This window comes from Nocardia sp. BMG111209 (genome assembly GCF_000381925.1).
Classification (GTDB): domain Bacteria; phylum Actinomycetota; class Actinomycetes; order Mycobacteriales; family Mycobacteriaceae; genus Nocardia.
The window spans coordinates 4,289,361-4,301,456 of record NZ_KB907307.1 but is presented as its reverse complement, the minus strand read 5'-3'; the positions used below and the strand labels follow the sequence as shown (position 1 = coordinate 4,301,456).

Genomic DNA, 12,096 nt, shown 5'->3' with positions numbered 1-12,096 from the left:
CAACGTTTGTCGCTCGCTACCTGGTATTTCGGGTAGTGCGTGGGTGAGGTCGTACCGACCGGTCCGTCTTGATAACTGAACGACACCCCAGCTTTGGAAAGAATCCACTCCGCCTGCCGTGTCGCACAGCTACTCTCGACCCCGGCGTCACTTTGTTACGGAACCGAGTCCGAGGAGCTGGCGAAGAATGACAGTCTCGTCCGAATTGTCCACAGCCGCATGGGTTGCCGGTATGCCCGACCCCTTGCGCGGCGATCTCGCCACCCTGGAGGAGGCGTATTTCCGCCATGTGGACGCCGGCGATCTCGACTGTGCCATCACCGGTGATTCGATGGAAGTGTTCCGACGACACCTCGAGTTAGGTATGCAACGCCGGTCGGGGCAGGTCCGCATGCGCGTGTACCACCCCGACGACGGCACCGGTCTCGGCGCCGCCGTGCAACTCGTCACGGACGACATGCCGCTGCTGGTCGAATCCGTGACCGCCGCGCTGGCCCGCCGGGCCGTCAGCGTGAGCGAGGTGATCCATCCGATCTTCGAGGTGACCCGTGACGCCGACGGCCACCTCGTCTCGGCGGCGCCGCACGAGGTCGACGGCAACGGCGCGACCGGGCTGCGGGAGTCCTGGATGCATGTGCAACTGCATCCGGCCACGAGTCCGGAGTTGTTGTCCCGCATCGAATCCGATCTGCCGGACGTGCTGTCCGACGTGCGCCGCGTGATCGGTGACACCGAGGCGATGCGGACCGTGCAGGAGCGGCTCATCGGGCTGCTGGACGCCGCCGCCGACGCCGGCGCACCCCCGTTCCCGCCGGACGACCTGACCGACTGCGCGAATCTGCTGCGCTGGCTGGCCGACGGGCACTTCACGGTGCTCGGTTATGCCAGATTCCATCGCGCCGCACCGGGCGGGCCGGCGAAATCCGTTGTGGTACCGGACAGTTGCCTGGGCGTGCTGCGCCCGGACCAGGGCCGTGGCACCGACTTCGAGGTCCCGGTCAACGGCGGCGAGCGTCCGCTGCTGACCCTGACGCAGGGCCTGGTGCCCTCGACCGTGCACCGGACGGTGTATCCGTACTTCGTCGGGGTGGCCGAATCCGATCCGTCCGGCGCCATCGTCGGCGAGCATCTGTTCGTCGGCGTGTTCACCGTCACCGCGCTGCACGAGAACGTCCTGGAGATCCCGGTCGTCGAGCGCCGGGTGCGCACCGTGATCGAGCAGAGCGGGTTCGACCTGGACTCCTTCTCCGGTCAGGCGATGCTGGAGGTGATCCAGTCCTTCCCGCGCGCCGAACTGTTCTCCTCCGATGTGGAAACCCTGCGCCGCACCGCCGGTGCGGTCCTCAACGTGAGCATGCGCCGCCAGGTGCGGCTGTTCCTGCGCTCGGATTCCTACGGCCGCTTCGTGGCCTGCATGGTGTATCTGCCGCGTGACCGCTACACCACCCGGGCGCGGCTGGAGATGCAGGACATCCTGGTGCGCGAGTTCGGTGGCGTGTCCATCGAGTACTCGGCCCGTGTGTCCGAAAGCGACCTGGCCAGTGTGTATTTCACCGTCCGGATGCCCGGTCCGGGTGCGACGGTGGACACCTCGGAGGAGAACCGGCTGCGCATCCAGACGCTGCTGGCCGAGGCCACACACACCTGGGACGATCGCCTGCGCGACGAGGCGGCCACCTCCGCGGTCCTGGATCCCGCTGTCGTGCAACGCTATTCGGATGCCTTCCCGGAGGCGTACAAGCAGGACTTCGAACCGGTCCGGGCGCTGGCCGACATCGTCCGGCTGGAGCGGCTGGGCGACGACGGCATCCATCAGCACCTGTATCGCCGGGTCGGATCGGCGCCGGGCTCGTGGCGGTTCACCCTCTACATCGGCACCGGTATCTCGCTGAGCCAGGTGCTGCCGCTGTTGCAGAGTCTCGGCGTGGAGGTGGTCGACGAGCGGCCGTACCACCTGCAGCTCGCCGACGGAAACGAGTTCTGGATCTACGATTTCGGCCTGCAGGCCCGGCCGGATCTGCTGCGCGCCTCGCTGGATCGGGACATGGATTCCGAGTTGGTGGAGACCGCCGACCGGCTCGCCCTGCTCGACGCGCGCGAGCGCGGGCTGCGGGAGCGGTTCACCGCGGCGTTCGAGGCGCTGTGGTACGGCCGGGCCGAGGCCGACGCGCTCAACGAACTGGTGCTGCGCGCCGAACTGCCGTGGCGGTCGGTGTCGATCCTGCGTGCGTACTCGAAGTACTTGCAGCAGGCCGGTTTTCCCTACAGTCAGGCGAATACCGCGCGGGTACTGCTCGGCTCGCCGGATGCCGCGCGCGGTTTCGTGCAGTTGTTCGCGGCGCTGTTCGACCCGGATGCCGCATCGGCCCAGCGTGCGGTCGAACTGGAGACCGAGGTCCGCGCGCGTATCGACGACGTGGTGAGCCTGGACGCCGATCGCATTCTGCGCGCGGTGCTCAGCCTGGTGCGTGCGACGCTGCGCACCAACTACTTCGTCGTCGACGGTGAGGGCCGCTCACGCGACTATCTGTCGGTGAAGGTCGAACCGCAGGAGATCGCCGAGTTGCCGCGTCCGCGTCCGCAGTTCGAGATTTTCGTGTATTCGCCGCGGGTGGAGGGTGTGCATCTGCGGTTCGGTGCGGTGGCGCGTGGTGGGTTGCGGTGGTCGGATCGGTTGGAGGATTTCCGGACGGAGATTCTGGGTTTGGTGAAGGCGCAGGCGGTGAAGAATGCGGTGATCGTGCCGGTGGGTGCGAAGGGTGGTTTCGTGGTGAAGCAGCCCCCTGCGCCGACCGGTGATCCGGTCGCCGATCGGCAAGCGCTGCAAGCCGAGGGCGTCGCCTGCTACCGGACGCTGATCTCGGGCCTGCTGGATGTCACCGACAATGTGGACCGGCCCACCGGCCGGGTCGTGCCGCCGGCACGGGTGGTGCGCCGCGACGGCGACGACACCTATCTGGTGGTGGCGGCGGACAAGGGCACGGCGACGTTCTCGGATATCGCCAATGATGTTGCGGGGCAGTACGGTTTCTGGCTCGGTGATGCGTTCGCGTCGGGTGGTTCGGTGGGGTATGACCACAAGGCGATGGGGATCACCGCGCGTGGTGCGTGGGAGAGTGTGAAGCGGCATTTCGCGGAGTTGGGTGTGGATACCCAGTCCGAGGATTTCTCGGTGGTGGGTGTGGGGGACATGTCGGGCGACGTGTTCGGTAACGGCATGTTGTTGTCGGAGCACATCCGTCTGGTGGCGGCGTTCGATCATCGGCATATTTTTGTGGATCCGGATCCGGTGGCGGCGAGTTCGTTCCGGGAGCGGCAGCGGATGTTCGAGTTGCCGCGGTCCTCGTGGGCCGATTACGACACGTCCCTGATCAGCCCCGGTGGCGGCGTCTGGGATCGGACGGTCAAATCGGTGCCCGTCAGTCCCCAGATGTGCGAGGCGCTGGGACTGGCCGCGGACACCGAATCGCTGTCCCCGCCGGAACTTATCCGCGCCATCCTGCACTCCCCGGTCGACCTCCTGTGGAACGGCGGTATCGGCACCTACATCAAGGCGCACGGCGAGACCAACGCCGAGGTGGGCGACAAGTCCAACGACGCGGTCCGGGTGAACGCCGATCAACTGCGGGTGCGGGTCATCGGCGAGGGCGGCAACCTCGGCGTCACGGCCCTGGGCCGCATCGAGTTCTGCGCGCACGGCGGTAAGTGCAACACCGACGCTCTGGACAATTCCGCCGGTGTCGACTGCTCCGACCACGAGGTCAACATCAAGGTGCTGTTGGACACGGTCGTGTCGTCGGGTGAGCTGCCCGCCGCCGAGCGCAACGCACTGCTGGCATCGATGACCGACGAGGTGTCGGAACTCGTTCTCGCGGACAATATTTCGCAGAACTTCCTGATGGGTATGGCCCGCACCGAGGCGCCCCGGATGCTGAACGTGCACATGCGGCTGATCGACGATCTGGTGACCCGGCGCGGACTCGACCGGGAACTGGAGGCCCTGCCTTCGGACGCCGACATGCAGCAGCGTCTCGACGCCGGGGCCGGCCTCACCTCGCCGGAGCTGTCGAATCTGATGGCGCATGTGAAGCTGGCGCTGAAGTCGGATCTGCTCGACGGCGACCTGCCCGACAGCGCCTACTTCGCGGCCCGGCTGCCGTGGTACTTCCCGACGCCACTGCGCGACCGGTTCGCCGCCGCGATCAAGAAGCATCGCCTGCGCCGGGAGATCCTGGCCACCATGATGGTCAACGAGATGGTCGACTACGGCGGCATCACCTACGCCTTCCGGCTCGGTGAGGAGATCGGCGCCACCGGATCGGATGCCGTGCGCGCCTTCGCGGCCGCCACCACCATCTTCGACCTGTCCGCGGTCTGGGACCGGATCCGCGAGACCTCGGCACCCACCAAGGTCAAGGACGAACTGGAACTGGAGACCAAGCGGACCCTGGACCGGGCCTCGCGCTGGCTGCTGTCCAACCGGCCGCAGCCGGTCGCGGTCGGTGCCGAGATCCACCGGTACGCGGGCAAGGTCGCCGAACTGGCGCCGAAGGTGCCGGGCTGGCTGCGCGGCCACCATATCGACAGCCTCCAGCAGCAGTCCGCGGAACTGATCGCCCAAGGCGCCCCGGCGGATCTGGCGATCGAGGTGTTCGGGCTGCTCAACCTGTTCTCGCTGCTGGACGTGATCGATATCGCCGACATCACCGACCGCAGCGGCGAAGAGGTGGGCGCGCTGTACTACGCGCTCAACGAGCACCTCAAGATCGACTGGCTGCTGGCCGCGGTCAGTCATCTGGAACGCGGCGACCGGTGGCATTCGCTGGCCCGGCTCGCGCTGCGCGACGACATGTACGGGTCGCTGCGCTCGCTCACCCTCGACGTGCTCTCCGGTGGCGATCCGGAGGAGACGGCGGAGGAGAAGATCGCGTACTGGGAGTCGAAGAACCAGTCCCGGCTCGGCCGTGCCCGCGCGGCGCTGTCGGAGCTCTTCGAGTCCGGCACACACGATTTGGCGACGCTCTCGGTGGCCGCGCGGCAGGTGCGCAGCATGGTCAGCGGTGTGGGTGCGCAGTCCGAGGTACCGCGCTGACCTCACCCCCACGGGAAACCTTCCTGCGCCACCGCCATACTGGTGAGCCGTAGGAAGGTTTCCGGCCACTGCCCCGCCGGGACCGTCGGCGTGTGCCGTTTCCTGTGCACTGTGGCACGAACCGCGAATTGTCGAGCGGGGCGGTGATTTCATGGGAGGTAACGCATGTCGAATGTCGGTGCTCCGGTGACGAACGGACACGTGGCGAGCACTGCCCTGCTGCCCCAGCGATACCACGCCAAGGTCGAGGTCCGCTGGTCGGATATGGATGTGTTCCAGCACATCAACCATGCCCGCATGGTGACGCTGCTGGAGGAGGCGCGAATTCCCTGGCTGTTCGAGGACGATCGCCCGACCGCCGGTCTGCGGTCCGGCTGTGTGCTCACCGATCTGCACGTCCGCTACCGCGGCCAGCTCCGGCACCGCGACACCCCGCTGGACATCGCGATGTGGGTGGAGAAGCTGCGCGCCGTCGACTTCACGATCGGTTACGAGGTGCGCGCCAACGATGCCGCGCCGGATTCGCCGGCCGCGGTGATCGCCACCACGCAGCTGGCGGCCTTCGACATCGATACCCAGCGGTTGCGCCGGCTCACGGTTCCGGAGCGGGATTATCTGTCGTTGTGGAAGGTGTAGTGACACCCACCCTGTCTGTGCACGACCCCGCCGAACGGGAGAATCTGGCCACCTTCGCCGGTCACGCGGTGCGGCTGGATCCCGCGGCGGTGATCCGCCTCCGCCGTCGCGGAGAGCATTATGTCTCCGCTTGGGCGGCAACCGGTTTCGAGGTTCTCGCGGTCCGGACCGTGGTGGGTGAGCTGGCGCCGGACGACATCACCGTCGCCGGCGACGTCCTGCTGTCGAGTTTGTCCGGCCCGGCCGCGGGCGCCCCGATCGACCTGGGCTATTCGATGGATTCGGCCTGGCGGACCTCACTGCCGCCGGTGTCGGGTTTCGCGCACGTCGAGGATGTGCCGGCCCGCAGCCTGATCGAATTGGCCGAGCGCGGTGCGGAGGTGGCGGCAGAGCACGCGGGCGGTCACGGGCCGCCCGCGTCACTGCTCGATCAGATGGTCCTCACCGTCACCAACGGTGAGGATCGGGTCGAGGTGCCGATGCGCGTCGTCTTCGCCCTCACCGCCATGGATTTCATCCCGCACGGTGGCGACCGCACCGATTCCCGCCGGATCCCGGCCGACGAGATCGTCCGGGTCCGATCCACCACCGCGTGGCTGCGCCTGGACGCCCGCTACGGTTCGGTGGCCCGCCGCCGCGCCGGTGCCGGCCCCTCCCTGCGCGTCCTCAGTTAGCCTCCGGCAACCGATTCCATCGGCGCCGGTCCGGCAACGACCCGTGTCCGGGCTCCGACAGCCACTCGCTGTGGTCCATCTCCACGGCCGCGGCCCGGGTCGGTCGTTCCCGTGTTCCTCCGGCGGTCGTCCGCGTCGGCCTCAGGGCACTCCGCAGATGCGAAGCAGCGCAGTCGTTGCGGCCGCGGCGAGTACGACCACGATCAGTGGCACCCGCCGCCACGCCAGTACACCGGCGACCAGAACACCCGCGGGAAGGGCGAATCCGGCCCGATGCCCGCCCGCCGGCACGATCAGGGTCGCGGCCAGGGCCGTCAGCAGCACGACCGAGCCGATCTCCAGCAGTCGCGTGACCCGCGCCGGAACACTCATGCGCCGCCGCGCCATCGGCCCCGCGAACCGAATGAGGTACGTCCCCATCGAGAGCGCGGCCACCCCGGCGACCACCGGCCCGTTCATTCGCCGCCGCCGATGCCCGATCCAGTGCCGGGAACGGTGTTGTGCGCGAGCGTCTCCCGCTGTCCGTCGACCTCGGCAGGCACGGATTCACCTGCGGCCGAACATCTTTCATTGCACCGATCCTCCGGCGCCGCCTCCGCTCGGCCCGGGGCCGGGTTGCGGGTGAGCGCCACCGCGACCACCAGCGCGATCGGCAACGCCACCAGCACCGGCAGTCCGGCGGTCAGCAGCGGAACGGTGGCCGCCGCGACGGCGGCCCCGAGCAGCGCCGGCCATCGCGTGGCACGGTCGCCGCGGATCGCCGGAAGAACCAGCGCCACCAGCACCGCGGGGAAAACGGCGTCCAGCCCGAACGCGTCCGGGTCCGGAACCGCGGCGCCGATGGCGACGCCGAGCAATGCTCCCAGTGGCCAGACCAGCAGCACCCCGAGCCCGCACATCCAGTACGCCGCCCGCCGCCGATCCGGGTCGGGCTGGGCCAGCGCCACCGCGACCGCCTCGTCGTTCATGATGTGGGTCCCGAGCAGCCGTCGCCGGCCGGTGCCCACCACATCGGGCAACGACAGCCCGTACGGCAGATGCCGCGCATTGACCAGCAGACCGGCGAGTACGGCCGCGATCACACTGCCCCCGGCGGCCACGATGCCGATGAACAGCAACTCCGAACCGCCCGCCAGCACCAGCACGCTGAGCACCAGCGGCAGCCAGAACGGCAGACCGGACGTGACGGCCGTGGCGCCGTAGGACACGCCGATCATCCCCACCGCCAGGCAGACGGCGGCGATACCGGTGAGATCACCCCGATCCAGTGTTCGCCATATCGAACGCACGACTTCTATAATGAACATGCGTGCCGGGTTCGTCAACGTGGTCCCGGGCTCGTCCGGGTACTGTCGACAACCACCATGAGCGTGCCTGAAACCGCCGGGGGCCGGACCCCGCAGGAAGTGATCGCCGCCGCGCTGCGCCGCGAGCGCACCCGGTCCGGGCTGTCGCTGACCGAGGTGGCGCGCCGCGCCGGGATCGCGAAATCCACACTGTCACAACTGGAGTCGGGCTCCGGTAATCCGAGCATCGAAACCCTGTGGGCACTGTGCGTGGCGCTGGGCATCCCGTTCTCCGGACTGCTGGATTCGCCGCAGCCGACCGTGCAGGTGATCCGCGCGGGCGAGGGCCCGATGCTGGGATCGTCACAGGCGGACTACCACGCGACGGTGCTCGCGGCCTCCCGGCCCGGCAGCCCGCGCGATGTCTACCGCATCACCGCCGAACCCGGCGGCCGGCGCGTGTCGGACCCACATCAGCGCGGCGTGGTCGAACACGTGGTGCTGGCCGCGGGCCGCGCGCTCGTCGGCCCGGTGGACGCGCCGGTGGAACTGCGTCCGGGCGATTACATCTGTTACCCGGGCGATCTACCGCACGTCTTCGACGCCCTGGCGCCGGGCACCTGGGCGGTGATGGTCAGCGACTACCCGTGACTAGGCGGCACCCTCGCCCAGGTACTGCAGCCACACGGGGTCCAGATCACTGGTGGTCGACAGCAGTCGCCAGTGCGGGCCCTTGGGCGAGACCAGGGGTTGGTGGAGGGTCCAGCCCAGTTCGCTGAGCAGTTTGTCGGCCTTGTGATGATTGCAGGGCGCACACGACGCGACGCAATTCTCCCAGCTGTGGGCGCCGCCCCGGCTGCGTGGGATCACATGGTCGATGGTTTCGGCCTTACCGCCGCAATAAGCGCAGCGATATCGGTCACGATGCATGAGCGCGGCACGGGTCATCGGAACCCGGGCGCGATACGGAACACGGACATAGGTGCGCAGGCGGATCACCGACGGCAATGCGACGGACCACTCGGCGGAATGCACGACCGGACCTTCGGGATCGTCGTGGACGGGGTCGGCCTTGTCGCAGATCAGCAACACGATGGCGCGGCGCGCGGAAAGCGCGGTGAGCGGCTCGTAGGTGGCGTTCAGAAGCAACACCCGGCGCTTCACCCAGGTAGCGGTTGGGGTCTCGAGCGTTCGATGCGGCAGGGCACCGAGATGGGAATGTTCGGACATGACATGCAGCGGAGTGGCCCCCGACCCACGATTGTGGACGTCGGCGGGCTCGAGTTGTCGATGTGCTCGCGCCTCGTGTGGTCGGGCGCCGTGCCGCTGCTTCATGAGAACCCCGAATTCGTGTTGTCCGGTTCATATGGTATCTGGGCAGACACTGTCACTCAGTTGACCATGGAACCCGAACCAATGCACCCTGATTTCACACATTGTGGGGCACATTCGGGTTAACAGACCGTGACCTGCGACTCACTTGCCACCGGCGTCGGTTCCGACCCCCATGATCAGGTTCGCGGTGATGGATCCGTCGGCCTCGCGGTTGCCGTGCACCATGATCAACGCCCCGGTCGCGATGTCGGGCACCCGGGTCGCGAGCAGGACGAGGACCTCGGTGTCGGGGGTGGTGCGAATCGTCGACACCGCGCCCAGCGCGTCCTGGACCTGCAGTTTCCGGCCGTCGTTGCTCTGAACCCGGCCGAGGGTGAAGCCGCGGTTGATCTGTACCGCCGAGGTCTGCGCGGCGGCGGCGTGCGGATGCGGACGCGCCAGCAGCACACAACTCACCACCAGCAGCACCGCGACCGCCAGCGCGGCGGCCACGATTTCCCCTCTGCCCGGCCGATGGGTCAGCGCGATCTCGACGACATCCGTCCACCTGGCCGTAACCCGCTCGGGATCCGGGGCCGCCGGTTCGTCCGGGGCTGTCTCGGTCGCCGGGACGGCGAGGAGTTCGGCCGTTTCCGGGAGCGATTCGGGGCGACTCCGCGCCGGCTCGGGTGTCCCCTCCGGGTCCTCGGCCGGTCGGGGCGCGAGCTGCCGGGAGATGGTGCGCCAGCGAGCCGTCGTCTGCAACGTGGATCGGTGCGACGCGTGCGCCCGAGCGCGCCGCGGGTCGGGGGAGTGGCTCGACCAGGGCGAGTTCTGCTCGACCGGCAACTTGTCTGCCATTGTCCGACGGTACATCGATTCGCGGCACGCCATCCGATGGTGTATTGCCTCCGCTGGGGGTAGGTCCGGCCGCGCGGGCACAATGGACTCCGGCGGACGACGGCAACGGGAACGAGAGGGTCGATGACTTCCGGCGAGCAGACGGCGACATCCTTCTACGCGGCGATCGGCGGAGCGGACACGTTCCGGCGCATCGTGGCGGCGTTCTACCGCGAGGTGGCCGCGGACGAGGTACTGCGCCCGCTGTATCCGGAGGAGGATCTGGGCCCCGCCGAGCGGCGGCTGCGGATGTTCCTCGAGCAGTACTGGGGTGGTCCGCGCACCTATTCCGACGAGCGTGGCCACCCGCGACTGCGTATGCGGCACAACCCGTTCCGCATCGGCCCGATCGAGCGGGACGCCTGGTTGCGCTGTATGCGGATCGGCGTCGCGGAGATCGAGCCCGAGGTGCTCGACGACGAACACCGACGGCAGTTGCTCGGATATCTGGAGATGGCCGCCGACTCGCTGATCAATTCACCGATCTGAGGTCGCTGCGCCGTAGTCGGAAAGTTTTGGCACTATGGCCGGTGTGGTCACCTCCTCAGCAGTACCAGCCGCGACCGGATCGGACGCCTGGTGGCGCGCGGCGGTGTTCTATCAGGTCTATCCGCGCTCGTTCGCCGATGCGAACGGCGACGGGGTGGGCGATCTGCGCGGGCTGCGCGACCGGCTCGACTATCTGAAGGCCCTCGGGATCGACGCGCTGTGGCTGTGCCCGGTGATGCGTTCGCCGATGGCCGACGGCGGTTACGACGTGAGTGATCCTCGCGACATCGATCCGTTGTTCGGCGATCTGGCGGTGATGGACGATCTGATCGCCGCGGCCCACGAGCGCGCGATCAGGGTCACCATGGACCTGGTCCCGAATCACACCAGCGAGAAGCATCCCTGGTTCGCGGCCGCGCTGGCCGCCGGGCCGGACAGCCCACAGCGGGCCCGCTACATCTTCCGCGACGGTCGCGGGCCGGACGGCGCCGAACCGCCCAACAACTGGCCCAGCGTCTTCGGTGGCCCGGCCTGGACCCGGGTGACCGAGCCCGACGGCACACCCGGCCAGTGGTACCTGCACATCTTCGCGCCGGAGCAGCCCGATCTGAACTGGGCCGAGCCCGAGGTGCTGGCCGATTTCGAGCGGACCATGCGGTTCTGGCTCGATCGCGGCGTGGACGGATTCCGCATCGACGTCGCGCACGGTATGGCCAAGCCCGACGGCCTGCCCGATATGGCCACGGTCGACACCCGATTGCTGCTGCACGACGACGATGATCCGCGGTTCAACAATCCGGCCGTGCACGAGATCCACCGGCAGCTGCGCAAGGTGCTCGACCAATATCCCGACGCGGTGTCGATCGGGGAGGTGTGGGTCGACGACAACGTCCGGTTCGGCGAATACGTGCGACCGGACGAACTGCACCTGGCCTTCAACTTCCGCCTCGTCGACACCGGCTTCGACGCCACGGAAATCCGTGCCGCCGTGGACAATTCGATCGAGGCGGTGGCCGCCGTCGGCGCCTCGCCGACGTGGACGCTGTCCAACCACGACATCGAGCGCGAGGTCACCCGCTACGGTGGCGGCGCGCTCGGCACCGCGCGGGCGCGGGCGATGCTGCTGCTGGAACTGGCCCTGCCCGGCACGGTCTTCCTGTACAACGGGTCCGAACTGGGCCTGCCCAACGTCGACGATCTGCCCGACGAGGTTCTGCAGGATCCGGCCTGGGAACGATCCGGGCACACCGAACGCGGCCGCGACGGTTGCCGGGTGCCGATGCCGTGGGGCGGCGAGGCCCCGGCGTTCGAATTCACCACCGGCCGGCCGTGGCTGCCGATCCCGCCGCAATGGTCGGAACTGACCGTGGCGGCCCAGTCCACCCGGCCCGACTCGACGCTCTCGCTGTATCGCCTGGCAATCGAAATGCACGGCACGCGAACGGAATTCGCCGGTGAATCGGTCGAGTGGCAGGCCGCTCCGGCGGATTGCCTGGTGCTGCGGCGGCCCGGCGGGCTGCGCTGCGTCCTCAACGCGTCGGACGCGCCGATCCCGTTGCCGGCCGGCGAGGTGCTGCTCGCCAGCGCGCCGCTCGTGGACGGGCTGCTGCCGCCCGATGCCGCGGCCTGGGTGGTCTGACGGTCCGGGTCACGACGACGACACGGGTACGGAGGCTCACCGGTCGAGCACCCCTCGGAGGCATCG

9 protein-coding genes and 1 pseudogene are annotated in these 12,096 nt (G+C 68.4%); 6 read left to right on the top strand and 4 right to left on the bottom strand.

All coding sequences use genetic code 11. The annotated features are described in order from the left end of the window. Positions 1-187 precede the first annotated feature (187 nt). The 3 genes from G361_RS0119810 to G361_RS0119800 all read left to right on the top strand — a co-directional run bounded on the left by G361_RS0119810 (position 188) and on the right by G361_RS0119800 (position 6,402). Positions 188-5,092, top strand: a complete 4,905-nt coding sequence (locus G361_RS0119810) for an NAD-glutamate dehydrogenase (RefSeq protein ID WP_026343264.1) — start codon at positions 188-190, stop codon at positions 5,090-5,092. A 165-nt stretch (positions 5,093-5,257) separates the two neighbouring features. Further along, positions 5,258-5,728, top strand: a complete 471-nt coding sequence (locus G361_RS0119805) for a thioesterase family protein (RefSeq protein WP_019928847.1) — start codon at positions 5,258-5,260, stop codon at positions 5,726-5,728. Then, positions 5,728-6,402: a hypothetical protein gene (locus G361_RS0119800; RefSeq protein ID WP_019928846.1), complete on the top strand. Its 675-nt coding sequence runs from the start codon at positions 5,728-5,730 to the stop codon at positions 6,400-6,402. Before G361_RS0119805 ends, G361_RS0119800 begins: the two co-directional genes overlap by 1 nt. Positions 6,403-6,543: 141 nt before the next feature. Here the strand turns inward: G361_RS0119800 and G361_RS0119795 are convergent, their stop codons facing one another. Continuing rightward, positions 6,544-6,861 (bottom strand): AzlD domain-containing protein, encoded by a 318-nt coding sequence (locus tag G361_RS0119795; protein WP_019928845.1) that lies wholly within the window; start codon positions 6,859-6,861, stop codon positions 6,544-6,546. A gap of 194 nt (positions 6,862-7,055) precedes the next feature. Then, positions 7,056-7,691, bottom strand: a pseudogene (locus G361_RS0119790) (AzlC family ABC transporter permease); the annotation flags it as partial. A gap of 75 nt (positions 7,692-7,766) precedes the next feature. Between G361_RS0119790 and G361_RS0119785 the strand changes: the two are divergent. Then, positions 7,767-8,339, top strand: a complete 573-nt coding sequence (locus G361_RS0119785) for a helix-turn-helix domain-containing protein (RefSeq protein ID WP_026343263.1) — start codon at positions 7,767-7,769, stop codon at positions 8,337-8,339. On the opposite strand, the gene G361_RS0119780 is transcribed toward G361_RS0119785, so the two are convergent. After that, a complete protein-coding gene (locus G361_RS0119780) occupies positions 8,340-9,023 on the bottom strand; it encodes an HNH endonuclease (RefSeq protein WP_369797903.1) in 684 nt (227 codons plus the stop codon). It lies immediately after the preceding gene. 141 nt (positions 9,024-9,164) lie between these two features. Continuing rightward, positions 9,165-9,863, bottom strand: coding sequence for a hypothetical protein (locus G361_RS0119775; protein ID WP_019928841.1), 699 nt, complete (start codon positions 9,861-9,863; stop codon positions 9,165-9,167). 123 nt (positions 9,864-9,986) lie between these two features. Between G361_RS0119775 and G361_RS0119770 the strand changes: the two genes are divergently transcribed. Both G361_RS0119770 and G361_RS0119765 read left to right on the top strand, forming a co-directional pair. Continuing rightward, on the top strand, positions 9,987-10,391 hold the full coding sequence (locus tag G361_RS0119770) for a globin (protein WP_019928840.1): 405 nt from the start codon (positions 9,987-9,989) through the stop codon (positions 10,389-10,391). A 34-nt stretch (positions 10,392-10,425) separates the two neighbouring features. Then, entirely contained in the window at positions 10,426-12,030 is a 1,605-nt protein-coding gene (locus G361_RS0119765; RefSeq protein ID WP_019928839.1) for an alpha-amylase family glycosyl hydrolase, read from the top strand. Positions 12,031-12,096 lie beyond the last annotated feature (66 nt).

Excerpts from the sequence above, each read along its gene's own strand:
- G361_RS0119785 (WP_026343263.1), top strand. The coding sequence starts at position 7,767 with ATGAGCGTGCCTGAAACCGCCGGGGGCCGGACCCCGCAGGAAGTGATC.
- G361_RS0119805 (WP_019928847.1), top strand. The coding sequence starts at position 5,258 with ATGTCGAATGTCGGTGCTCCGGTGACGAACGGACACGTGGCGAGCACT.
- G361_RS0119810 (WP_026343264.1), top strand. The coding sequence starts at position 188 with ATGACAGTCTCGTCCGAATTGTCCACAGCCGCATGGGTTGCCGGTATG.
- G361_RS0119775 (WP_019928841.1), bottom strand. The coding sequence starts at position 9,863 with ATGGCAGACAAGTTGCCGGTCGAGCAGAACTCGCCCTGGTCGAGCCAC.
- G361_RS0119765 (WP_019928839.1), top strand. The coding sequence starts at position 10,426 with ATGGCCGGTGTGGTCACCTCCTCAGCAGTACCAGCCGCGACCGGATCG.
- G361_RS0119770 (WP_019928840.1), top strand. The coding sequence starts at position 9,987 with ATGACTTCCGGCGAGCAGACGGCGACATCCTTCTACGCGGCGATCGGC.
- G361_RS0119795 (WP_019928845.1), bottom strand. The coding sequence starts at position 6,861 with ATGAACGGGCCGGTGGTCGCCGGGGTGGCCGCGCTCTCGATGGGGACG.
- G361_RS0119780 (WP_369797903.1), bottom strand. The coding sequence starts at position 9,023 with ATGAAGCAGCGGCACGGCGCCCGACCACACGAGGCGCGAGCACATCGA.